This is a genomic window from Geomicrobium sp. JCM 19039 (genome assembly GCF_000698145.1).
GTDB lineage: Bacteria > Bacillota > Bacilli > Bacillales > Marinococcaceae > Geomicrobium_A.
Map to the genome: position 1 here is coordinate 11,341 of NZ_BAXB01000020.1, position 22,988 is coordinate 34,328.

Annotated in this window: 20 protein-coding genes and 5 pseudogenes; 11 read left to right on the forward strand and 14 right to left on the reverse strand. The window is 42.4% G+C overall.

Annotated features, from left to right (window positions below):
- Positions 1-75 precede the first annotated feature (75 nt).
- Positions 76-1,647: pseudogene (locus JCM19039_RS28110) on the forward strand (thiamine pyrophosphate-binding protein); the annotation flags it as partial.
- A gap of 36 nt (positions 1,648-1,683) precedes the next feature.
- Here JCM19039_RS28110 and JCM19039_RS16245 read toward each other — a convergent pair.
- The 8 genes and pseudogenes from JCM19039_RS16245 to mqnE all read right to left on the reverse strand — a co-directional run bounded on the left by JCM19039_RS16245 (position 1,684) and on the right by mqnE (position 10,545).
- Entirely contained in the window at positions 1,684-2,976 is a 1,293-nt protein-coding gene (locus JCM19039_RS16245; protein WP_042429171.1) for an ABC transporter substrate-binding protein, read from the reverse strand.
- Positions 2,977-2,998: 22 nt separating this feature from the next.
- The gene (locus tag JCM19039_RS16250; protein WP_373975911.1) at positions 2,999-3,820 is read right to left on the reverse strand and encodes a carbohydrate ABC transporter permease; all 822 of its coding nucleotides are present in this window, start codon (positions 3,818-3,820) and stop codon (positions 2,999-3,001) included.
- A 21-nt stretch (positions 3,821-3,841) separates the two neighbouring features.
- Entirely contained in the window at positions 3,842-4,717 is an 876-nt protein-coding gene (locus JCM19039_RS16255) for a carbohydrate ABC transporter permease (RefSeq protein ID WP_042429177.1), read from the reverse strand.
- The gene (locus JCM19039_RS16260; protein WP_042429179.1) at positions 4,714-5,778 is read right to left on the reverse strand and encodes an ABC transporter ATP-binding protein; all 1,065 of its coding nucleotides are present in this window, start codon (positions 5,776-5,778) and stop codon (positions 4,714-4,716) included. The genes JCM19039_RS16255 and JCM19039_RS16260 overlap by 4 nt, the downstream gene beginning before the upstream one ends.
- 13 nt (positions 5,779-5,791) lie before the next feature.
- Entirely contained in the window at positions 5,792-6,619 is an 828-nt protein-coding gene (locus JCM19039_RS16265) for a metallophosphoesterase (protein WP_042429180.1), read from the reverse strand.
- Between the two features lie 172 nt (positions 6,620-6,791).
- Positions 6,792-7,307, reverse strand: a complete 516-nt coding sequence (locus JCM19039_RS16270) for a hypothetical protein (protein ID WP_042429182.1) — start codon at positions 7,305-7,307, stop codon at positions 6,792-6,794.
- Between the two features lie 389 nt (positions 7,308-7,696).
- Positions 7,697-9,301, reverse strand: coding sequence for an ABC-F family ATP-binding cassette domain-containing protein (locus JCM19039_RS16275; protein WP_042429183.1), 1,605 nt, complete (start codon positions 9,299-9,301; stop codon positions 7,697-7,699).
- Positions 9,302-9,451: 150 nt separating this feature from the next.
- Positions 9,452-10,545, reverse strand: a pseudogene (gene mqnE / locus JCM19039_RS16280) (aminofutalosine synthase MqnE).
- A 242-nt stretch (positions 10,546-10,787) separates the two neighbouring features.
- On the opposite strand from mqnE, the gene JCM19039_RS16285 reads away from it, so the two are divergent.
- On the forward strand, positions 10,788-10,973 hold the full coding sequence (locus JCM19039_RS16285; protein ID WP_042403129.1) for a Spo0E family sporulation regulatory protein-aspartic acid phosphatase: 186 nt from the start codon (positions 10,788-10,790) through the stop codon (positions 10,971-10,973).
- Positions 10,974-11,071: 98 nt separating this feature from the next.
- A complete protein-coding gene (locus JCM19039_RS16290) occupies positions 11,072-11,425 on the forward strand; it encodes an iron-sulfur cluster assembly accessory protein (RefSeq protein WP_042429185.1) in 354 nt (117 codons plus the stop codon).
- A gap of 214 nt (positions 11,426-11,639) precedes the next feature.
- Here the strand turns inward: JCM19039_RS16290 and JCM19039_RS16295 are convergent, their stop codons facing one another.
- Both JCM19039_RS16295 and JCM19039_RS16300 read right to left on the reverse strand, forming a co-directional pair.
- Positions 11,640-12,113 (reverse strand): hypothetical protein, encoded by a 474-nt coding sequence (locus tag JCM19039_RS16295; protein WP_042429187.1) that lies wholly within the window; start codon positions 12,111-12,113, stop codon positions 11,640-11,642.
- A 39-nt stretch (positions 12,114-12,152) separates the two neighbouring features.
- Positions 12,153-13,144: pseudogene (locus JCM19039_RS16300) on the reverse strand (NAD(P)/FAD-dependent oxidoreductase).
- Positions 13,145-13,411: 267 nt separating this feature from the next.
- Between JCM19039_RS16300 and JCM19039_RS16305 the strand changes: the two are divergent.
- From JCM19039_RS16305 to JCM19039_RS16315, 3 genes are all read left to right on the forward strand, one after another.
- Positions 13,412-14,632, forward strand: coding sequence for an NAD(P)/FAD-dependent oxidoreductase (locus JCM19039_RS16305; protein ID WP_152550248.1), 1,221 nt, complete (start codon positions 13,412-13,414; stop codon positions 14,630-14,632).
- 147 nt (positions 14,633-14,779) lie between these two features.
- Positions 14,780-15,100 carry a YuiB family protein gene (locus JCM19039_RS16310; protein ID WP_255343686.1) on the forward strand — a complete coding sequence of 107 codons (321 nt, stop codon included), beginning with the start codon at positions 14,780-14,782 and terminating at the stop codon, positions 15,098-15,100.
- Positions 15,101-15,231: 131 nt separating this feature from the next.
- Entirely contained in the window at positions 15,232-15,888 is a 657-nt protein-coding gene (locus JCM19039_RS16315) for a 3D domain-containing protein (protein ID WP_042429191.1), read from the forward strand.
- A 40-nt stretch (positions 15,889-15,928) separates the two neighbouring features.
- Here JCM19039_RS16315 and JCM19039_RS16320 read toward each other — a convergent pair.
- The 3 genes and pseudogenes from JCM19039_RS16320 to JCM19039_RS16330 all read right to left on the reverse strand — a co-directional run bounded on the left by JCM19039_RS16320 (position 15,929) and on the right by JCM19039_RS16330 (position 18,367).
- A pseudogene (locus JCM19039_RS16320) lies at positions 15,929-16,416 on the reverse strand (divergent PAP2 family protein).
- Positions 16,417-16,555: 139 nt separating this feature from the next.
- Positions 16,556-17,134 carry a biotin transporter BioY gene (locus JCM19039_RS16325; RefSeq protein WP_042429195.1) on the reverse strand — a complete coding sequence of 193 codons (579 nt, stop codon included), beginning with the start codon at positions 17,132-17,134 and terminating at the stop codon, positions 16,556-16,558.
- Positions 17,135-17,269: 135 nt separating this feature from the next.
- The gene (locus JCM19039_RS16330) at positions 17,270-18,367 is read right to left on the reverse strand and encodes an MFS transporter (protein ID WP_238545107.1); all 1,098 of its coding nucleotides are present in this window, start codon (positions 18,365-18,367) and stop codon (positions 17,270-17,272) included.
- Between the two features lie 400 nt (positions 18,368-18,767).
- On the opposite strand from JCM19039_RS16330, the gene JCM19039_RS16335 reads away from it, so the two are divergent.
- The 5 genes and pseudogenes from JCM19039_RS16335 (at position 18,768) to JCM19039_RS16350 (ending at position 22,476) form a co-directional block, all read left to right on the forward strand.
- Positions 18,768-19,355, forward strand: a complete 588-nt coding sequence (locus JCM19039_RS16335; RefSeq protein WP_193744269.1) for a glycerophosphodiester phosphodiesterase — start codon at positions 18,768-18,770, stop codon at positions 19,353-19,355.
- Positions 19,352-19,468: a hypothetical protein gene (locus JCM19039_RS25885; protein ID WP_238545108.1), complete on the forward strand. Its 117-nt coding sequence runs from the start codon at positions 19,352-19,354 to the stop codon at positions 19,466-19,468. The genes JCM19039_RS16335 and JCM19039_RS25885 overlap by 4 nt, the downstream gene beginning before the upstream one ends.
- Positions 19,469-19,531: 63 nt before the next feature.
- Positions 19,532-20,095 (forward strand): hypothetical protein, encoded by a 564-nt coding sequence (locus tag JCM19039_RS22475; protein WP_052398886.1) that lies wholly within the window; start codon positions 19,532-19,534, stop codon positions 20,093-20,095.
- Between the two features lie 75 nt (positions 20,096-20,170).
- Entirely contained in the window at positions 20,171-20,644 is a 474-nt protein-coding gene (locus JCM19039_RS16345) for an S-ribosylhomocysteine lyase (RefSeq protein WP_042429200.1), read from the forward strand.
- Positions 20,645-20,810: 166 nt separating this feature from the next.
- A pseudogene (locus tag JCM19039_RS16350) lies at positions 20,811-22,476 on the forward strand (formate--tetrahydrofolate ligase).
- Here the strand turns inward: JCM19039_RS16350 and JCM19039_RS16355 are convergent.
- Positions 22,473-22,910, reverse strand: a complete 438-nt coding sequence (locus JCM19039_RS16355; protein WP_238545109.1) for a cysteine hydrolase family protein — start codon at positions 22,908-22,910, stop codon at positions 22,473-22,475. The pseudogene JCM19039_RS16350 and the gene JCM19039_RS16355 overlap by 4 nt on opposite strands.
- Positions 22,911-22,988 lie beyond the last annotated feature (78 nt).

The window sequence follows — 22,988 nt, forward strand, 5'->3', positions numbered from 1 at the left end:
CATGCGTTACCAAAAAACAATGACTGCAGGAGAAGCTGTAGTAGAGTGTATGAAGATTGAGAATGTTACACGGGCATTTACAGTGCCTGGGGAAAGTTTTTTGGCAGTGCTTGATGCGCTTGAAGGACAAGAGAGCATTGAATTGATCGTGAACAGGCATGAAGGCGGTGCCGGTTTTATGGCGGAGGGGTACGCAAGATCCACAGGCAAGGTCGGCGTTGCTATGGCTACAAGAGGTGTTGGGGCAGCGAATATCTCCATCGCCGTGCATACTGCATTTCAAGATTCCACACCAATGGTCGTTTTTCTAGGTCAAGTAAAGCGTGAATTTCTCGGCCGTGAAGGATTCCAAGAAGTGAACTTTGATCATAACTTCAATGAAATTGCCAAATGGACGACAGAAATTCGTGACAGTCACCGGGTTCCTGAACTCGTTCAAAAAGCCTTTCGCGTCGCGCAAACAGGTAGACCAGGTCCGGTTATTGTCTCGTTACCTGAAGATATGCTGACAGAAACGACAACGATGAACTTTGGTCCCCCTACTTCCATTCCAGCTCCTGCACCTTCAACGATTGAAGTCGAAACATTCCAACGTTTGTTTGGAGCAGCTAAGAAGCCGATCGTCATTGCAGGTGGTGGGGTAAGTTCATCAGAAGGCGAGTTGGCATTACGCCGGTTTGTCGAGAAATTCAAACTACCACTCGTTGCGGGGTTCCGTAGACAAGGAATTATTGATAATGATCATGAAGCGTACATTGGCCATATGGCCTTGCCGCGGCGCCAACACTTGTAGATCATTTTAAAGAAGCGGACCTTGTCATTGCGATAGGAACAAGGCTTTCAGAAGCGACTTCTCAAGATTATACGTTGTTACATTGGGACCAGACGCTTATCCATATTGATATAGACGAGAGTACAATTGGAAAAGTCTACCCACCTGATTTAGGCATTGTCTCTCATGCTGTCAATGCGCTGCAAGCCTTTACTGACGTTGTGGTAGAAAGGGATTGGAGTGATTGGCAAAAAGTGTGTCGCAAGTCTCATAGTGAGTTGATGGCTGTAGAAAAGGATGATTCAATCTATAGCCACGTAATGGAGACGTTAAATGAAGAATTGGATCCAAATGCCGTCATTACATGTGATGCAGGAAACTTTGCCACATGGTTGCACAACCAACTCGTTATTAAAGATTCACACCTGTTTTTAGGTCCAACGAATGGGGCGATGGGCTATGGCATCCCATCAGCGATTGGAGCAAAAATCGCAGAACCACACCGAACGGTTGTATCATTTAACGGTGACGGTGGAGGCATGATGACCATTCAAGAGATTGAAACGTCCGTAAGGCATAAAGCTCCTATCATCATCTTGCTATTTGATAACCAAAATTATGGAACCATTCGCATGCACCAGGAAATGTACTATCCAGATAAGGTAATTGGTACGGCGTTAGGAGAAGTAGACTTTGCAAAAGTGGCTGAAGGGATGGGTGCGATTGGCATGGAAGTGAAGTCAAAAGATGAGTTTCTTCCGGCCTTTCAAAAAGCGATTCAACAAGATCGCACTGTGCTAATTGATATCAAATGCTTTGAAGAAAACTACGTCGCCAACCGAAAAACGTATGAAGATGTAAAGGGTTCAAAAGTGTAGTAAAAAGGGATCATCAGTTGATGATCCTTTTTTCTACTTTAATAAGCTGTTAATCCGTTCTGCTGCTTCATCTAACGCTTCTTGTGGTGTTTGATTGTCCTCAATTAATGCAGATGTAATGGCATCGTTCAATATATTTTGAGCTTGGGCGTAATTAGCGTTTAGTGGACGAGGACCTGCATACTCAAGTTGGTCAACAGCCACTTTATATTGAGGGACTTGCTCGTATAAGGACTCCATTTCCTCACTTTCAATTGCGGACTCTCTCATTGGAAGGTAACCTGTGTTTGTACTTGCAGTAATCGTCTGTTCCGGCTCTGTCATCCATTTAATAAATTCCCAAGCTGCCATCTTTTCTTCTTCAGGGTGTCCTGATACCATAACAAGGTTTGCGCCACCTGTTGGTGTGCCGTATTGTTCGTTTTGAGGCATAAAAGCGGTGTTTACTTCAAAGCCAGCTTCTTCAGCTATGGATAGGTAGTTTGTTAGATCAGCTGTAGAGCTGAATACCATGCCAGCGTTTTGATTGGTAAAATCTTGAAGAGCGATTTGCCCTGCTTCGTCTCCTGTAGGAACTTTAATGGTCCCCTCATCGTGCATTCTTTGGATAAACTCAACCGCTGCGACCCCTGGAGCTTCATTAAAAGTAGCTTCAGTCTCATCATCATTTAACACCGATCCACCGCTTTGTTTGACAAAGGCTTCGTAAAACCAAATGTTTACCGGCATGGTCATTCCGACACCGCCCTCGTCATTCGTTAATGCACGCGCATACTCCTCAAATTCTTCCCACGTTTCAGGTCCTGAAGAGTCGAGTCCGGCTTCTTCCATCATCGTTTTGTTAACATATAGAATTGGTGTACTCCTAAGATAGGGAAGTCCGTAGATACCTTCCCCAATATAAGAGTTGCCCATTAATCCTTCTACAAAGTCGTTAAGGTCAATATTGTCTTCTTCTATATAAGATGTAAGGTCTTCGGTCATACCAGCTTCTGCAAAGGCCCCCATTGAAGCAATTTCATTAAGGGTAACATGTGGAGCATTTCCTGCTGCAATGCTTGCTTGTGTTTGGGAATGCAAGTCTTCGTAATTGCCTTGGTAGTGGGCATGGACAATGATATCATCTTGGACTTCGTTAAATTGTTCCACAAGCGCTTCGTTGTTCTCACCAATCTTATCACCAAACGCATACCAATATTCTATCTCAATCGGATCATTTGAAAGCGATTCGGTCGCCTCTGTTGATTCACCTTCGTTTTCTCCACAAGCTGTAAGCATTAGTGCTGACATTGAAATGACGAGTAAATAAAAATTAGGTTTCCGCATAAGGGTAGCTCCTTTTTTAGTATTATTTGACGCCTGTATAGACAAACGCACGAATAATTTGACGTTGAGCAAAGAAGAACATGATTAGAATCGGTACGACAAGAATCATATTTCCAGCCATCATAATATGCCAGGCAACTCCCCCTTCTACATTGGTCAATGCTGCGATTCCTACAGGGAGTGTTCGACTTGAATCTGAGGTTGTCATGACAAGTGGCCAGAAATAGTCGTTCCAATGTGTAATGAAGCTGAAAAGTAAAAGGGTGATAATTGTTGGTTTTGCCATAGGGACCATAATTTTATAAATAATCTTCCATTCACTTGCTTGATCGAGTCGAGCGGCTTCTAGTAATTCTTCAGGCACTTGTTTAAAGCTTTGCCGTAGCATGAAAATTCCAAAAGCATTGGCTGCGAATGGTAAGATCAGTGCGAGGTGAGTATCTAAAATTCCCCAAGAGCTAAATTGCAGATACACAGGTAAAAAGATTAATTGTGTTGGAATCATAAGTGTAATCATTGTTAGCGCGAACAATGTACGATCTGCAAAGAATTGATAACGAGCAAACGCATACGCTGCAGGGACAATGGTTAGAAATTGTAGGATAAGGATGGAAAATGTGACGATTAGGCTGTTGACTAAGTATCTAAAAAAAGGACCGGACTCCCATGCTAGGGTAAAATTTTCAAAACGAATGGTTTCAGGAATCCAGACGGGTGGGAACGTGATCGTTTCACTCAGCGACTTGACTGAAGTTACAGCCATCCAAACAAAGGGCGTAGCGAAAATCAAAATAATCAAAACGAGACTAGTGACGTTCAACAGTTTCAAAAACAATTGATGGATTCTCACGACAATCACTGCCTTTTATTGATAATGAACGCGACGACTCACGAGCAAGAAGTAAAGAACGGTAAAGATTGAAAGTACGATAAGAAGTACGACCCCAGCTGCAGAAGCATAGCCAAGTTGAAAGAAACGAAACCCATATTCATATATGAAGTAAACGAGAGTGCTTGTTGAATTTAAAGGTCCGCCCTGTGTCATAATGTCGATCGTTTCGAACACTTGAAAGCTGCTGATCACATTAATAATTACTAGAAAGAAGAGCGTTGGAGAAATTAACGGCAATGTGATCTTTAAAAAAGATGTGAATGTACTTGATTGGTCAAGTTCGGCAGCTTCGTAAAGGTACGAAGGTATGCTCTGAAGACCGGCGATAAGAATAAGTGTATTAAATCCAACGCTTTTCCAAATAGCCACAATGACTAAGGAATACAGTGCAGTGTCTGGGGAAGCTAACCATTCTGATTGGGGCAGTCCAAAAAGTTCAAGGAGCCAATTTAATAAACCATATTGAGGGTCCATCAACCACATCCAAAGCATAGCAATGGAGACAAGAGAGATAATGTGGGGGCTAAAAATAGCGCCTTGTACAAATCCATATAGCTTCGTTGGTTTGTTAATCCAAAGAGCAAGCAAAAGTGCAATAACCGTAGTGATCACTACACTTAATAATGTAAATATGACGGTATTCTCCACAGATTGGAGAAATTCTGGATGATCGTATAATGCACGATAGTTATTCATTCCTACAAAGTTTTTATCGGGACTTATGAAGTTCCAATCATGGAAACTTAGATATACCATATAGCCAATTGGATAGATGAAAAACAGCAAAAAAACAAGCAATGCGGGTGCGATCATCGTATACGGCCGGAGAGTCATCCATAAGTGGTTCATTGGACGATTCCTTTTATTTCTCGCTCGACTCCTTTAGGGGGTGCAATGCATGAATTGTTTTTCTTGAAGGAGTAAATATCTTCTTCTTTCACAGTCAAGTAAAGATTTTTCGAGTTGATTATTGGTTGTTGAAAAGTTTTTGCAAATAAGGTGCCGGCAAAGGTATCGAGTTGGTAAATAATTTCAGTGCCAAGTGTTTCGCGAGCAAGGACGGTGCAGGGCAGTGAGAAATGCAAACGACTCGGTTGAGCTGCAAGCATTATTTTTTCAGGACGAAACCCAATTTTTGTAGGTATGCTTTTCTTCCAGGTCGCTGCGGGCAGCATTGTTGTGTCAATAATGTTCATGGGGGGTGTACCGATAAATTGTGCGGTAAATAAGTTTTTAGGGTAGTCATACATCGTAAGTGGGGCAGCAATCTGTTGGACTTCACCTTTATCGAGCAAAACGATTTCGTCTGCCATTGACATCGCTTCAACTTGATCGTGTGTAACATAGACGAAAGTCGTTCCTAACCTCTGGTGTAACTGCACGAGTTCAGCCCGCATTTGATGACGGAGCTTGGCATCTAAGTTTGAAAGCGGCTCATCAAGTATGAATACTTCTGGTTTTTTTACCATCGCTCGTGCAAGGGCAACACGTTGACGTTGTCCACCAGATAATTTTTGTGGTTTTTTGTGTAAATACGGAGTCAGCCCAACGATTTCTGTGATTTCCTCGATCAGTTGTTTTCTTTCGTATTTAGGTATTTTTCTATTTTTTAAACCGAATTCTATATTTCCCCAAACAGTCATTGTTGGATATAGCGCGTAATTTTGAAAGACCATGGCCACATCTCGTTTTCCTGCAGAGATATCATTCACACAGCGATCACCAATGAAGATATCTCCGCTGCTCTGCTTTTCAAGACCAGCAATCATACGTAAAGTCGTTGATTTTCCGCAGCCTGAAGGACCAACGAGCACAGTAAATGAGCCATCTTTTATCTCCATGTTCATAGTAGGTATGACGGTTTCATCCCCAAATTTTTTCGTGATATTATGAAATGTGATTTTTGCCATCGCGCACTGCCTCCTAAATGAGTACGAATTTACGGGAACGATCTGTAAAATGCCCATAAGGGTCAAAAGGTGTAATTTTTTCATACAAGCTATCGTGTATTTTCTTCGCATTATTCTTCAATTCAATATCATCAATTTCATGGAGTGTGGTTTTTAATGTACGATTTTTTATGGAGACTGTTCTAATAACGGGATGATCATAAACTGCAGCCGTCTGAATGTAGCACCAATTATCTTCTCGACAAATCGAGTGGGTATGACAATGACCACAGAAAAAATAACCACCTGGTTTATGATTTTGGAGTAATTCGTGGATGGGGTCTTCTTTAATAATAGAACCGTTAAACTCACTTGAACGTGTTGTTGTGTTATAGAGGGGGTGATGAGAGAAAATAATGAGGGGTTCATTTTGATGGGAGTCTATTTGTTGTTTCAGCCAATAAAACTGCTCGTTGTCAATAACACCACTCCAGTTATCTGGGCGCTTCTCACGTGTGGAATCCAAGCGGATGACGCGCCCTTCACTGCAAGAATAGGCATGATAGCGTGGCTGACCTGTAAGCTGTACAATTTCATCCTTAGTTAGCTCATAGAGATCATGATTTCCTAGTACATGTTGAAAGCTAGCAGATAAATGATTGATTTTTGCGTATATACTTTGTATTTCCTCTCGCTTTCCGTGATGTGTGAGATCACCAATAGACACGTGAAAATCAGATTGTAAGGAGAAAAATTCAGTTAGGAAGTGTTGGAAAAAACGATTCTTTAGTTCCATCATTTCTTCTGATTCGCTTTCACCAATTGAATAATGTAAGTCTCCAATGATTGAAAATGTAACCACTTTGCATCCCTCCAATAAGTTTTCTAGTTACATTGTAAACAACAAGTGTTGAGTACAAATGGAGGGGATTTAAATTTCGTAATAAGATGTTGAACACTCTGTTAAAAAAAGTAAAAACGACCTGAACATAAGTTCAGGTCGTTTCGTACCGTGTCACTTTTGATAAGCTTAGTTACCAAGTTTGCTCAATGACAATGCCTGTGATAAGGAAGTTCCCGGTCGTTTGGTCATAAATAAACTCATACGTCTCATCGAAATATGCGCGATTTCCTGCTCCATCTTCAATGGACGAGGTTGTAATGTCAACGGTCGCAACTTGTTCTCCGTCCACCCAATGTGGAGTCGTAACAGTTACTTCTTCAACATCATTATGAACAAGTTGGTCAACGATGGTGTAATCTTCCCATCGAAATGGCTGAATATAGGCATCTTCATTCCATTGGTGATGAAGCGTTGCTGAAAGCTCAGGTGTATAGAAGTTTTCAAGCTCCCATCTAGGGAACGCGTAATCATCTGTCATTAGAATATCCATCGTATGTTCTTGAACGAGAGATAATTCTTCGACAAGCTCCTCAGGTTGCATTTCAAATGTGTCGGCAGTGAATGGTGTCGTCTCTTCGTTAGTGTCATCAGCGGCAATCGGTGTAGAAGCCGTTATTCCCATTGCTACAAGCATGAGCGGTTTCATCGGTATTGCCCCTTTCTAATGATTTTTCTTTCTGACCTTACTTATCTATACCCGGTAGCCAAATGTATAAACTCGAAATATTACATTTATATTAATGTTGTAACAATATTGTAATAAAAATAGGTCATTGCACCGGAGAGAGGGGCGAGTTCTGTTCACAGTCAAGTGCAAGACCGAGCGGAGGGAAGAAATATTGCACTTGTCACATAACTACTCTGACCGCTCTTAAGTGGGCAGTCGCTTTAGGTCGGTATTCTCGTACAGAAAAGCCAATTGGTTAACCGGAAGGGAGGTCTACTCTCTAACGTCGAGCATAGGAAGTTAGCAAATCGAAATAAAAACGACTGGCAAAGGGGCTTTTCATCCCTTTGCCAGTCGTTGTAGTCATTTTATGATTGTTCTATGAGGTTCATTTCTTTCAAATACTCATCGTAAGACATTTGCTTATCGTGCACCGCATTTGGTGTGAATTCAATGATACGGTTTGCAACAGTTTGGATAAACTGATGATCGTGAGAGGAGAACAGCACGGATCCTTTGAAGTCAGTCAGTGCGAGGTTCACTGCTGTGATCGCTTCAAGGTCCAAGTGGTTCGTTGGCTCATCTAAGATGAGAACATTAGACCCGCTAAGCATCATTTTCGAAAGCATACAACGTACTTTCTCTCCACCTGACAATACTTTAGCTTTTTTCAACGCTTCTTCACCACTAAAGAGCATGCGTCCGAGAAAGCTTCGAATAAAGCTCTCTGTCTGATCTTCTGGCGAGTACTGACGAAGCCAGTCAACAAGCGTTAGATCAACACCTTCAAAGAACGCTGAGTTGTCTTTCGGGAAGTACGATTGACTCGTTGTTACTCCCCATTTGTACGTTCCTTCATCTGGTTCAAGTTCACCTGATAGAATTTGGAACAGCGTCGTTTTTGCGGTTTCTTCACTTCCGACAAATGCGACTTTCTCATCAGGCTGCAATGTGAAGCTGACATTATCCAAAACTTTCTTCCCGTCAATCGTCTTTGACAAGTTCTCAACGGTTAACAAGTCGTTTCCAATGTCGCGATCAGGTTTAAATGCGACATACGGTGTTTTTCTAGAAGATGGTTTAATGTCGTTGAGTTCAATTTTGTCCAACGTTTTCTTTCGAGATGTGGCTTGCTTTGATTTTGAAGCGTTGGCACTAAAGCGCGCAATAAATTCTTTCAGTTCTTTCACTTGCTCTTCTTTTTTACGGTTTTGATCCTTCGCCATTCTTCTTGCTAACTGGCTAGACTCATACCAGAAATCGTAGTTTCCGACAAACAGTTCGATCTTGCCGTAATCAATGTCAGCAATATGGGTACATACTTTATTCAAGAAATGGCGATCGTGAGACACGACAATGACAGTGTTCTGGAAATTAATCAAGAATTCTTCAAGCCAATGAATCGCTTGAATGTCCAAGTGGTTCGTCGGCTCATCGAGAAGGAGAATGTCAGGGCTACCGAAAAGTGCTTGAGCGAGAAGAATTTTGACCTTTTCTCCACCTTCAAGCTCTGACATTTTCTTATAATGATATTCTGCACCAATGCCTAGACCATTTAAAAGTTGGGCCGCTTCATTATCAGCATCATACCCGTTCATCTCGGCAAATTCACCTTCAAGTTCTGCAGCGCGCATGCCGTCTTCATCATTAAAGTCTGGCTTCATATAAATTGCATCTTTTTCTTTCATAATCTCGTATAGGCGTTTATGACCCATAATAACCGTTTCTAAAACTTCATATTCCTCATAGGCAAAGTGGTCTTGCTTTAGTACAGCAAGACGTTGGCCTTTCGCATAATGCACATGACCATCTTGGGATTCAATTTCTCCTGAGAGAATTTTGAGGAATGTAGACTTCCCCGCACCATTGGCACCAATTAAACCATAGCAGTTCCCTGGATTGAACTGGATGTTTACTTCCTGGAATAATTTCTTATCCCCGTATCTTAGCCCGACATTTTCACAAGTAATCAAGCGTCATCTTCCTTTCAATGTAGAATCTATCCTAAACGTATACACGTTGGTGGCTGTAAAGTCGCTACCCCTTATCATATCATTGTTTTGGATGTTAAGCCAATTATAATAAACGACCGGGGTTTGCCCGGTCGTTTAGAACAACAATCATTAGTAAGTTTTGATGACGTTGTAGAATGTATCACGCTCTACAGGGGTTTTGTTTGCACCCTTGATCATGTGGATGAGTTCTTTTCTTGTAATACCTTGTGATGTTAAGGCACCTACTGAATGTGAAATTCTTTCTTCAATTAACGTCCCGTGAATATCACTAGAGCCGTACGTGAGCGCCATTTGAGTAAGCTGAGGTCCAATATTAATCCAATACGCCTTAATGTGATCAAAGTTATCTAGCATAAGACGTGAGATTGCAATTGTGCGCATATCATCAAATGCAGATGTACGCCTCGTTAAACCGGCACTTTGCTTACGGGGCTGCATGGCTAGTGGAATGAATACCATAAACCCGTTTGTTTTATCTTGGAGCTGACGAAGTGATCCATATGAATGAGTCGTTCTTCATAAGTGTCGATTGAGCCATAAAGCATCGTTGCATGCGTGCGAAGTCCGAGATCATGTGCAATTTCATGAGCTTCTAACCATTCATCTGTTGAAGCTTTGTCAGGGCTCATCTTCGCACGATACCTCTCTGTAAGGATTTCTGCACCGCCACCTGGTAACGTATCAAGACCAGCTTTAATAAGTTCTTCTAACACTTCACGCATTGAAAGACCTGCATGACGAGCAAAGAACTCAATTTCTGCGCCTGTGTAAGCTTTTACCGTTGTATTTGGGAAATTCTTCTTCAGCGTGCGAATGGTGTCTAAGTAATAATCAAAAGGCACATCCGTATTGTGGCCACCCACGATGTGGAATTCGTTAATATTGTCATTCCAACGTTCATTTACATAGCGCAACAATTCATCTGAGTCCATCGTATAAGCGCCTTCTTCCCCAGGCTTACGCTTAAATCCACAAAAGGAGCAGCTTGCTTCGCATACGTTCGTTGGATTGATGTACATATTTTCGATGAAGTATACATTGTCACCATTTTTCTGTTGATTTACTTCATTGGCAAGTTGGGCAACAGATAACAGGTCGGGAGTATTGTATAAAGTAAGGCCGTCTTCAATTGTCAATCGTTCACCGTTTCTGACTTTTTCACTAATGGCAGATAGCTTTGGATCGTTCAGCAGTATAGCCATATAAAAACCTCCTTCGTAAAACAGCGGTGATGTAAAAATACGGTCATTTCCCTCATCTATTATACATTCCGTAGTAAGAATTGGAAAGTGACAGTGTCTCCCTAAATTTCTATGTATGAAAATTTTCGAAAGATTTGCGGAATGTTTTGCTTCTCCCTAGCTTTTTTAGTAGAATGAAGAAATAAAGAAAATGCATCTCACAGAAGGATATGCTCAGGCGATTGAGCAGGAAGGAGTATCGCATGGCTCAAGAGAAACATGCCGATTATGAACAGCTGGAGATGTTGCGTGCGAAGATGGTCACTGCTGCCGAACAGCATGGACTTGCCCATCCTCTCGTTATGCATTATAGCCGCCAAATAGACACACGTCATTCCAATATGATGAAGACGAAACCAGACAACCCAGACGTTGCTCCGATTGGTTAACATGTTAATCGAGAAGACGTCTGTTTGGATTGAATGCTCGTCTTTTGTTACAATACATGTAATCTCATGATTTGTGAGCCTTGGAAGGAGGAAGACACATGATCACGATTACAGAAGCGGCAGCTTCAAGAATTAAATCAATGAAAGAAGAAGAAGGGAACCCAGGGCTTTTACTGCGCGTTGGAGTAAAAGGTGGCGGATGTAGTGGTCTTTCGTACGGACTAGGTTTTGATGCTAATCCGAATGATGACGACGTTCATTTCCAACAATCTGGCATTGATGTCATTGTCGATGAAGATAGTAAACCGATTGTCGAAGGTTTACTCATTGATTATAAAGAAAATATGATGGGTGGCGGGTTTACAATTGATAATCCGAATGCGATTGCAAATTGCGGTTGCGGAGCCTCGTTTAGAACGGCGCAAAATGCAGGCAACCCAGAGAATTGCTAACCCTTTGTGTGAACTAGATGGATAACATCTGGTTCACATTTTTTGTCGTACCACACACTCTCTGGGCATCATAATTGTTACGTTATTTGTTTAGAGGTTCGCCCGTTGTCCGACCTTATCGACACCTGCTGAAATTCTTCTCGTTCATCTGCCTTTTTTCAAAGGATTTTGAGCGGTCAGAACGTCCGCTTGTCTGTGTTAAAGTTTAGAACTGTCAGTTAACAATGCAATCAATCCCTGGGTGGAACCCAACGGCTCTAAAGATAGGGTCGTTTTTAATATCTAATAGGTGTTTCGTTAGTAGTGCTTGTGAGGTACTGGCTTTTAACTGAAAAGTGTATGTGTATGGTGGGCTGGATAAGGTCCGCTTTTCAATGTGGCCAAACAGGGTGAACAACTCAATAAAGCGAACGGTGATGGCATAGTGGACATCGCTTCTTTCTGGAAGATGAAGAGACGATGTAAATTCTAATCGCTCCCAGCTAAACGAAGAAATCCAAATGACGGTTTCTCTTGTCGTAGTCGGTTCATCTTGAATTGAGCTAATACGTAAATACGCTTGTGCTGTGTGAACAAATGTGAGTTTAAGGTTATCATCGTGTTGGATGCGAAGCTCCTCCAATCTATGGTGACTTAAGGAATCGATCAAATGTACTAATAATATAAACCGAAAATCATATTTTGTCATGAACAAACGCCCTCGAAAATATCCTCGAGGCGTTTGTTGTTAAAACATATGTGAACTATGTCCAGGTTGTAGTCTTGCTTTTGGATCTATATATGCTTTTGCATTGCTTACGGCTGTAGGAGCTTCACCAAAACCTGAGGCAATTAACTTTACTTTTCCTTCGTAAGAAGTAATGTCACCAGCAGCATAAATCCCTGGGATGTTTGTTTCCATTCTTGTGTTAACAAGAATGGAGTTTTTCGTAATATCGAGTCCCCAGTTTTTAATTGGACCAAGCGATGAGACAAACCCGTAATTAACAATTACATCATCTACATCAATAATTTCTTGACGTTCACCTTTTACTTCTTGCAATACGACTTGCTCGATTCGCCTTCCATCACCGCGCAGCTCTTGAATGTCAAAAGGAGTGAGTAAATTTACATTGGAGTCTTGAAGTTCAGAAACACTATGTTCGTGTGCTCGGAACTTATCTCGTCTGTGCGTGAGGGTTACATTCGCTTGTTTTTCAAGCATGAGCGACCAGTCAACAGCAGAATCTCCACCACCACAGATCAAGACGTTTCTGTCTTTGAAAGCACTTAAATTGTTTACGAAATAGTGCAAATTGCTACCTTCATACTGAGTGGCTTCTTCAACGGCAAGTTTCTTGGTTGAAATGCACCAACACCACCAGTAATGATTATAGTTTTGGAGTAATGGACATCTTTGTCGGTTTCAATGCGAAACGATTCATCTGCTAGCTTGTCGACCATGTTAACGGTTTGGTCTAACACAATGGTTTGATCAAACATTTGCATTTGCTCTAGCAAATTGTCCACTAATTCCTGTGCTCCCACTTTAGGAAAGCCGGCAACATCATAAATATATTTTTCTGGATACAATGCGGACAGTTGACCGCCTAACTGAGGCATGCTTTCAATGATCTTTACTTTTGCTTGACGCATACCTCCGTAAAAAGCAGCAAAAAGACCTGCTGGGCCTCCGCCTATTATTGTAATGTCGTAAAGTTCGACAGAATGGTCTTCCACGAGCGTACACCTCCAAGAATATGATTACACGAAACAACTTTACCATTATAACATTGCATCGGTGTGTCGGGAAATAAAAGCATACGAGACAATTTGCGACAAGTTCTGCAAAAAAGTGATTTGTGTATTGAAATGTGTGCGGCAACTGGCTATAATAAAGAGTGTAGAAATGTGAACGTTTAACGACATTAATTTGTTCGAGTATGTGAAAGTGATCACATACTTAAAAAGAACTGGACATACCAATGGATTGGAGACGTGAGTACCGTGGCGAAAAAACCACAAATTGTTGTTCTCGGAGCAGGTTACGGTGGAATGATGGCAGTAAGTCAGCTTCAGAAGAAGATGGGGTCTGGAGAGGCGCACATTACGCTAATTAGTAAGCATAAGTATCATTACCAAACGACGTGGTTGCATGAGCCGGCCGCAGGCACAATGAAGCCAGATGACGCAAGAATTGAAATTGAAAAGGTGTTAAACTCAAATCGTTCATCGTTCGTCCAAGGCACAGTTTCAAGCATTGATAAAGAAGCTAAGAAAGTCACACTCCAAGATGGTCAAGTGTTTGATTATGATTATCTCGTCATTGCGGTTGGAGCCAAAGCCGAAACGTTTGGTGTTGAAGGCGTATTTGATCACTCTTACCACAAGTGGACAATTGATGGTGTACGGGAAGTCAAAGATCATATTGAATTCCAATTCTCCAAATATCGAAACGAATCCATTCATCATGATGAAGACCTTACGTTTGTTGTCGCAGGTGCAGGGTTTACTGGTATTGAATTTATCGGAGAATTAAGCGAGCGCGTGCCAAAACTTTGTGAGTTTTATGATGTACCTCGTGAAAAAGTTAAGATGTACGTTATTGAAGCAGCACCAACAGCGCTTCCAGGGTTTGACCCAGAGCTGGTCGAATACGCAATGAACTTGCTTGAGCATCGAGGTGTGGAATTTAAGATCAACACGCCAATTTCTGAAGTGAAAGATAGCCTCGTCATCCTTAAAGATGGTGAGGAAATTCCAGCAAGCACGATCGTTTGGGCAACGGGAGTTCGTGGAAACCCACTCATCGAAGAAGCTGGATTTGAAGCGATGAGAGGTCGTGTGAAAGTCGACCCAGACCTTCGTGCACCTGGTGAAGAAAGCGTCTTTATTATTGGAGATTGCTCGTTAATGATTAACGAAGAAACAGAAAGACCATTCCCACCAACCGCTCAAATTGCCATGCAACAAGGTAGTGCAGTTGCTGAGAACATTTTGTCTCTTATTAAGGGAGGATCCGCTTCCGCATTCAAGCCAGAAATTCTCGGAACACTTGCATCATTAGGCGGAAAAGAAGCGATGGGCACTGTGAATGTTTCCTTCCTAAAAGGGAAGAAACTATACGGTAGATCCGCCTACTTCATGAAACATATGAGTGATAATCGATACCTCATGAAACTTGGTGGCATCGGTCTTGTTCTTACAAAAGGGAGAAACCCATTCTAGGACTCATTCATCCGGAGGAGAATTGATCTCTTCCGGATTTATTCTTGGCTAATTTGTGCACAATTTATGAACAGGCAGTGTGCAAATTGACGATCATCGAGGGCTTTTGTACACTAAGAAAGAAGGTTGGAGGTGAGCGGCTTGGGCATAACGAGCTTGCCGCAATTAATCATTTCCATGATGTTGTTTTTAATTCTGTTTTTTGGAATTGGATTCCTATTAAACATGGTATTAAGATCCACGTGGATGATGGCGGTCATCTACCCGGTGATTGTCATTTGGATTGTTAATTCTGCCACATTTACAGAGTATTTCACTGCTCCGATTCAGTCATTTTCTGCAATTCCTGCGGAATTTGCAGCGCTTAGAATTGCTGATATCGTCATTTTGTTGTCAGGTTTCATCGGGGCCATTATTGCTGGCGTTGCAATCCGTATGTTGCGCGTGCGAGGTTATCAAATGTTTTAGATTAAACATCATGGCATGGATAAGGAATGACTTCACGGTTTCTAAAGACCGTGAGGTCATTTTTGTTTCAAGCAGCGAATAACGAAAGACTAGATTGGGCATGCTGTCGTAAGTAGAAAGCAGGTGATTGCATGTCCAAATATGCTACGGGGTTAAAAAGGATTCTCATGGCCTTTCTCGTATTGTGTGCTTTATATGTAACGTATACACATTTAACGGGCATCTCCACAGAAGATTGGACAGATGAGCAAGGGAACCAGGTAAATGCGAATGATGATGAGATTCATCAATGGGCAATACGATCTCAAGTACAAGCCGCTGAAGTCCTTGATGACGATGCTACGGTACAAGAAGCAGCTGCACAAATTGAAGCCAATATTGACCTCGACGAGTTTCCAGCGGTGAACGTAACCGCAACGGGCTATACCGCAGGTAGTGAATCGACTGGAAAAGAGCCTGGTCATCCGGCATACGGCATTACGTTTTCTGGTGTTCCTGTTTCGCGGGATGTCTATTCTACAATTGCTGCTGATCCGGATGTGTTTCCAATAGGAACAATTCTATTCGTCCCAGGGTATGGGTACGGAGTTGTCGCAGATACAGGATCTGCGATCCAAGGAGAAATTATTGATCTTTATTATGAAACCGTTAATGACGTCTATAATGAGTGGGGAAAAAAAGACATTAGTGTCTACATTATGCAATACGGAGAAGGGTCACTTTCAGAAGAAGAGTTTGATTTGCTTAACGAAAATCGAGCATTAGAAGTTTTCACACCCCCGATCTAATACAAACACCCCGAAGCGGTTTTTCGCTTGGGGTGTTTTCTTAATACAATGTTGGATTTATGAAATTGTATGCAGTAATTGCTAAGATAATTCCAAGTAGGGCACCAAAGAATACTTCAATCGGTTTGTGTCCGAGTAATTCTTTTAACTCTTCTCGTTTCTCAACCTCTTCTTTATTCTGCCAGTTCTTTGCTTCGGTAATCAGTTTATTAAAGTCATTCATGAGTTGATTTAACATCGTGGCATGATAGCTGCATGTCGTCTCACACCAGTAGCATCATACATCACAATAATTGCAAACATCGCTGATAGTGCGAACATGCTGGAGTGAAACCCATACTCAATCCCAATTGTCGTTGCCAATGCAGTGACGGCAGCGGAGTGGGAACTTGGCATGCCACCCGTACTCGTAATGAGTGAGAGGTCGACTTTTCTCGTGGCGATAAAGGCAATGGGGACTTTAACAAGCTGTGCAAGCACAATTGCAGAAATCGCCATCCAAAGAGGATAATTCATAAATATTTCCATACTCTTGCCAACGTCCTTTCTCCAGTTCAAACAAATGGACGGCCTCCGCCAAAGTAAATGTTTGGATGGTGAGCATTTACATATTATAACACAGTCAATGCCCATCTACACATGAGAAAGAAGTTGGAAATCAAAAACATTAATTGACGGTTGACGCCGTCCTCTGCGGAAGAATGGCTACGAGTTTATAAGCAATTGAAGCGGCCATGACTGTCAAAATAATGTCTTTTACAAACGGCAATAACATCCATAACCAAACGAGCGAATAGGTGAAGTTGTCTGGAGCTTGAAAGCCTAAAGAATACATCCCATACATCCAGTTAGTTCCTATTATATAGTTGATAAGAAGCCCAACCATACTCGCAACAAGATATGTAAGAAATGATGGATGTTGCTTACGTTCTATGATCTTTCCGACTACGAATGCAAGAACGATAAAGGACAATACGAACCCGAATGTTGGGCGGACGAGCATGCCAATCCCCCCGTGGAATTGTGTGAATATTGGAGCGCCTGCAAGCCCAACAAGTGCATAGAGGCCCATAGCTAAGGCGCCGCGTTTGCTACCTAGAATTGCACCGGTAAGTATTGCAATGAACGATTGAAACGTTAGTGGAACGCCAAATATGACTAAAAATGGAAACATACTCGTAATATTCGCACCGACGCTCATTAAGGCAACAAACATGCTGACCAAAATCATATCATATGCACGCATACGCAACCCTACCTTTCTATTTTCAGCTTAGCGAGTAGAAAGTTAATTGTCAACCTTAATTTATAAATGGTTGACAATCGAGGGGCGAAAAGCCGCACAACAATGTGAAGCTCTTCATTGGTGTACGGCTAGCGTTTACGTCGTTTTTTCTGGACCTGACGGTTTCACATTCATATCGACAGATTTTTTGTTTTGGGAAAGCACAACTTTTAAGCAAAGAGCAGCTACGAAAAACAGCGCACCTGTAATGATGAATACTGCTGGAATGCCGAGGGTACCAGCGATAAAACCACCGGACACGGGACCGATGACGTTACCGAGAAAACGGAAACTTTGGTTGTATCCGAGTACTTCTCCTTGCATTGAAAGAGGACACACTTGCCTAATGTAGGCAGTTGTACAAGGAATTAAGCCACCAACAGCAATACCAAAGAGAAAACGGAGCGCAATTAGATGCCATAGTTCACCAACAAAAGCTTGTGGAATGAAGAATATTCCCGATAAGATTAAGAGAAGCAACATAATCTTTTCGTGCCCAATACGATCTCCAATTTGTCCCCATTTTCTTGTGGCGACGAGATTACCAAGGCCAGTTACAGAGAAAGCCATACCTGCCATAAAAGCAAGGTTCTCCGTCTGAGTTAGCGCATCAACATACAAGGCAAGAAGCGGTTGAACACTAAAGTTGACGAGTTGAACGAGTAGGGCAACAACCATAATGACAATGAGCATCGGCGACGTACTAATATGGTGAAGTACTTCTTTCCAATGGTACTTGCGGTTCGATTCTCCTTTTTCCTGATAGAGAACTTCCTTCACACCGACAATGACGAGTAGTGTTGCAAATGCGAGTACGGTTGAGGTAATAATAAACGTCAGTTCCATTCCAACAGTATCGGCAATGAATCCACCCATAAGTGGGCCGAGCAACCCACCAGATACAGTACCCGTTTGGAGTGTGCCTAGCGTTTGACCAGCGGTTCGCTTATCGCTTTGCGCAGAGATTAACGCCATAGAGGCAGGAATAAAACCGGTAGCAAGCCCCATGAAGATGCGCAGTATGAAGAGGGATTCAACAGACTGGACATACCCCATTAGAAAGACTGACAGAGCAATCCCGAACCCTGTACCTATTAAAATCTTCTTTCTTCCAAATCGATCCCCAATCCTCCCCCAGATGGAGAGACTAAAAAAGCAACAAGAAATGAGACACCAAAAACAAGCCCAGCCCAACGTTGCACCTCTTCTTGAGTGTATCCGCCAAAGGAATCAATGTATAAAGACAGAAATGGCAGAACCATCGTCATGCTGGCACCAACGAATAGGTTGGCAAACCACATAATCAATAAATTTCTTTTTTCAGTTTTAATGAGATCACCTTCGTTTGTCGTACATAAAAAATAACCGTGCACGTTCGTGAGGAGTTAAGAAGAATCGAACAGGAAGAAAACAGAGGGATTGCACTTTATTTCGTATATCTAAATATTACCGTTATTTTTTGGACGCGTCAAAGATGTTGCTCAACGATTTTACTTGAAATTCAACAGCTTTTTTTGTATAAACTGTGAATTGCTCTTCTCGATAAAGAAATTCACACGTATGCTATAGAAGGATGGAAGGGGAGACACGATCGGTGAAAGGAAAATGTCCCATTGTGATTGCTCATCGCGGTTCCAGTGAAGGTACAATCAAAGAAAATACGCTTCTTGCATTCGAACGAGCGATCGTCGTTGGTGCGGATTATATCGAAACCGATATACAGATGACTGCGGACGGGCATTTGGTATGTTTTCATGACCGGGTTTTTAAAGGTAAGAAAATCCGTCACCTTACGTATTCAGCATTGCGTAAATTGGCAAAGGAAGGTGGGTTTGACGTTCCGACGTTAGAAGACACCGTTGTGCTCTGTAAAGGTCGAATTCGATTGAACCTTGAATTAAAAGAAACAAAAATGGAACATGAGGTGATCAATGTGCTCGCTACACATGGCGTGATGGAAAACACGCTAATATCCTCGTTCAAGTTGTCTGTTTTGAAAAAGGTGAGGCTTGCTAGTGCTCGGGTGACTACCGGTCTAATTGTTGGGAGCAAGCGGCACTGGCTTCGAGATCGAAGGCAAATAAAGAAACTTCAAACAGTGGATGTAGATGTAGTATGTAGTCACTATCGCTACGTTAAAAAACTTCATCACCTCGACGTGCATTATACATTTGGACGGTGAATCAAAAGAAGACGATTCGACATATGCTAGACTTTGATGTGGATGGCCTCATTACTGACGATGTCGTTCTAGCCAAGAATATCATTCAAGATCAGCAGTATTTTAAGAAATAATGGTTACCGGAAATCCCGTCCCGCGCATAGGCTATTGGCAAAACGGTTCAAAAGGGGTTCGCGATGTCTAGCAGGTCTGAAGTTTTTGCTGCGTGGACGGTGGCAGTTGGAACAATTATAGAAGCTGTGGCAAGTACGGAAAGATTTGATTTGACGGATGAGCGGCGCGAACAACTTGAAGTGGTAGGCGTATCATTGCAGGCGGGTGGAGATGCGCTCGCTGTGGAACTAATAAGTGAAGATGAACCGGTCGAAAAAGTAGGATCGACACTTTTAACAATTGGGAACTTGACAATTCTTCAAGGATTGTTACGTGACGTGTCTGAAGAAGATAACCTTGTCTTCAACATTCAAGGTAATGGTCTTCAAGCATTAGGTGGTAGCCTGATACTGACTGACCTTGTGCCTTTAGAGAAAACCAAACCGGATATTCTTGTGTTTTACGGCTTATTAATTGAAATTACGGGGAATGTGATTCAAATTATCTCTTCAAAGAAAGAGTTGGCAGGTGGGGATGGGGCACGCTTGGATACGTTTGGTGCTTGGACACAGGCACTCGGTAGTGTGCTCGGAGCCATCGGTGTAGAATTAGCAGTTGAAGAAGAACTTCCTTCTGTTTTATGGTGATGTTTTATGATTGCGCAAGACCGCACAGTTACGTAGAATGAATAGTACGTATTACTTTATGAAGGGATGATCATCATGAGTTCACGAGTTGAAAGCTTTGAGCTTGATCATACAAAAGTGAAAGCACCGTATGTCCGTCAGGCAGGCGTACAGCACGTCGGTACCGATGGCGTTGTTCACAAATTTGATATTCGATTCGCTCAACCGAATATCACCAACCTCAATCCACCAGAAATTCACACGTTGGAACATTTATTAGCCATTCACATTCGCGAATTCGCAGAGTCATACGATCATATCGAGATCATTGACTTGTCACCAATGGGTTGTCAGACAGGTTTTTATCTCATCGTTGACGGCAAAGCGACGGTGCCAGAAATCATTGACATTTTGGAGAAGACGATTCATAAGGGTCTAGAATATGATTACGTTCCAGCTGCAACAGAGTTGGAGTGCGGTCAAGCAAAGCTACATGACTTGGACGAAGCGAAAAAGTGGATGAATTACTGGTTACAACAAGATCGTCAAACATTAGAAACGGTATTTTAGTTCGCAGACATGAAGTGTTCGCTTCATGTCTTTTCTTTTGGGTGTGCCCGCCATGTGCAGTTGCTTTATGCTTTCAGACGGTAACTGTGATATGAAAAATCACCTTTCAGAACGAGGACAGCTTCGTTATACTAAAAAGGGTACACCAATAAGAAAGGATGATACTATGGGAAATCCAGACATTGAAATCGCTTACAATGCTAAGATGGAAAACATTTTAAACATTGCTGCAAAATTGCAGCTTCAAGAAGAAGACATTGAGTTATATGGAAAACATAAAGCAAAAATTAATGATCGTCTTGTACATAAAGGCAAAGCGGGCAAGCTGATTCTTGTCAGCGCGCTCACGCCAACACCTGCAGGGGAAGGAAAAACAACGACAACAGTTGGGCTAGGTGATGCGCTGAATCGTCTAGGCAAAAAACAGTCATTACGCTAAGAGAACCATCGTTTGGTCCTGTTTTTGGAATGAAAGGCGGAGCAGCTGGCGGAGGGCACAGTCAAGTGGTTCCTATGGAAGATATCAATCTCCATTTTACAGGTGATTTACATGCGATTGGTGCAGCTAACAATTTACTCGCTGCTATGATTGACAATCACATTTACCAAGGAAATGAATTGGACATACAACCTCAATCAATTTCATGGAAACGATGTGTAGATATGAACGATCGGCAACTACGCCATGTTGTCAGTGGGTTGCAAGGCAGAACGAATGGTGTCCCTAGAGAAGACGGTTTTGAAATTACGGTAGCGTCAGAAATTATGGCGATTCTCTGTTTAGCGTCAGATCGAAATGATTTAAAAACGAGGTTAGAACGTATTGTCATTGGTTTCTCTTATGATCGTAAACCGGTGACTGCGGGTGATCTACGTGCTGCAGGAGCAATGGCTGCGATTTTGAAAGATGCCTTTAAACCGAACCTCGTCCAAACGCTTGAGAATAACCCAGCCATTATACACGGAGGACCGTTTGCGAATATCGCACACGGGTGCAACTCTGTGATCGCTACAAAAACAGCGATGCAGCTAGGGGATTATGCGGTGACAGAAGCAGGGTTTGGTGCCGATCTTGGCGCAGAGAAATTTGTGAATATTAAATGCCGGACGTCTGGCATTACACCTGCAGCGGCAGTGGTTGTCGCTACAGTCAGAGCCCTGAAGATGCACGGTGGAGTAGAAAAGGTTGACTTAGACCGAGAAGATGTCTCTGCTCTTGAACAGGGCATGCCAAACCTTCTCCGCCATTTGGATAATATGACGCACGTGTATGGCATTCCTACGGTTGTCTCCATCAACCGTTTTCCAACCGACACGGATGAAGAGCTTGAGAAGGTTAGCAGTCTTTGTCAGCATCACGGTACGCAGTCGAAATATCAAATGGTTGGGCAGAAGGAGGAAAAGGTGTAGAACCACTGGCACAAGCCGTCATTAATCTTGTGGAAACAGAAACGTCGAAACTGACGTACACATACAAAAATGAAGACCGGATGACCGAGAAAGTGCAGGCCATAGTTGAGAATGTTTATCGGGGGAAAGACGTAAAATGGTCAACACAAGTCTTGAAAAAGATTGAGCAATTTGAAAGCGCAGGTTTTGGTGAACTACCTGTCTGCATTGCTAAAACCCAATATTCATTTAGTGATGACCGCACACTAACGGGAGCTCCGGAACAGTTTGCTATTAGTGTGCGAGATGTGAAGTTGAGTGCAGGTGCAGGATTTATTGTCGTCGTTACTGGGGCGGTTATGACAATGCCTGGTTTACCAAAACAACCGGCAGCCGAGCAGATTGATCTAAGTGATGACGGTGTCATTTCGGGGCTATTTTAATTCATTTTCGCATAGTGTTCGTCTGCTCGTTTGAGCAGACGTATGAAATTTATTTGATCACTAGCGGTTGTATCTGCCCCTAGCACATCCGTAAACATGGCAATCGAGCGCTTATGTTGGTCGGCTGTGGACGAAGCGGTCGTGTCTTCTGGAATGTGAAGTGCATAGCCCCTCATGTATGCGTCACTCGCAGTGAACTGTACACACATGTTTCCCGCAATACCTGTGATGAGTAAAGAACGGACATCGAGTTCCCGTAGCAATAGGTCAAGTGGCGTATAAAAAAAGCCAGAGAATTGCGGTTTTAAAACAAAGTAATCGCTCGTTTCTGGCTGCAGCCACTGTATAATCTGTGCCGCGGATGAACTGGAATCTTTGCAGTGTTGGATTACTTCATTGAAATCACTTTGCCACCTACCGTAATTATCATTCACGTAAATTACAGGAATGGCTTGCTCTTTAGCTGCTTTTTTTAAAGTAGCTATTTTTTGGCGATCGTAACCGAAGAAGAG

Coding starts and splice junctions, on each gene's coding strand:
- JCM19039_RS16325 (WP_042429195.1), bottom strand. CDS start 17,134: ATGCGTGCATATGATATGATTTTGGTCAGCATGTTTGTTGCCTTAATG.
- JCM19039_RS16260 (WP_042429179.1), bottom strand. CDS start 5,778: ATGGCAAAAATCACATTTCATAATATCACGAAAAAATTTGGGGATGAA.
- JCM19039_RS22475 (WP_052398886.1), top strand. CDS start 19,532: ATGTCTAGCAGGTCTGAAGTTTTTGCTGCGTGGACGGTGGCAGTTGGA.
- JCM19039_RS16290 (WP_042429185.1), top strand. CDS start 11,072: ATGATCACGATTACAGAAGCGGCAGCTTCAAGAATTAAATCAATGAAA.
- JCM19039_RS16285 (WP_042403129.1), top strand. CDS start 10,788: ATGGCTCAAGAGAAACATGCCGATTATGAACAGCTGGAGATGTTGCGT.
- JCM19039_RS16270 (WP_042429182.1), bottom strand. CDS start 7,307: ATGAAACCGCTCATGCTTGTAGCAATGGGAATAACGGCTTCTACACCG.
- JCM19039_RS16345 (WP_042429200.1), top strand. CDS start 20,171: ATGAGTTCACGAGTTGAAAGCTTTGAGCTTGATCATACAAAAGTGAAA.
- JCM19039_RS16295 (WP_042429187.1), bottom strand. CDS start 12,113: ATGACAAAATATGATTTTCGGTTTATATTATTAGTACATTTGATCGAT.
- JCM19039_RS16245 (WP_042429171.1), bottom strand. CDS start 2,976: ATGCGGAAACCTAATTTTTATTTACTCGTCATTTCAATGTCAGCACTA.
- JCM19039_RS16315 (WP_042429191.1), top strand. CDS start 15,232: ATGTCCAAATATGCTACGGGGTTAAAAAGGATTCTCATGGCCTTTCTC.
- JCM19039_RS16255 (WP_042429177.1), bottom strand. CDS start 4,717: ATGAACCACTTATGGATGACTCTCCGGCCGTATACGATGATCGCACCC.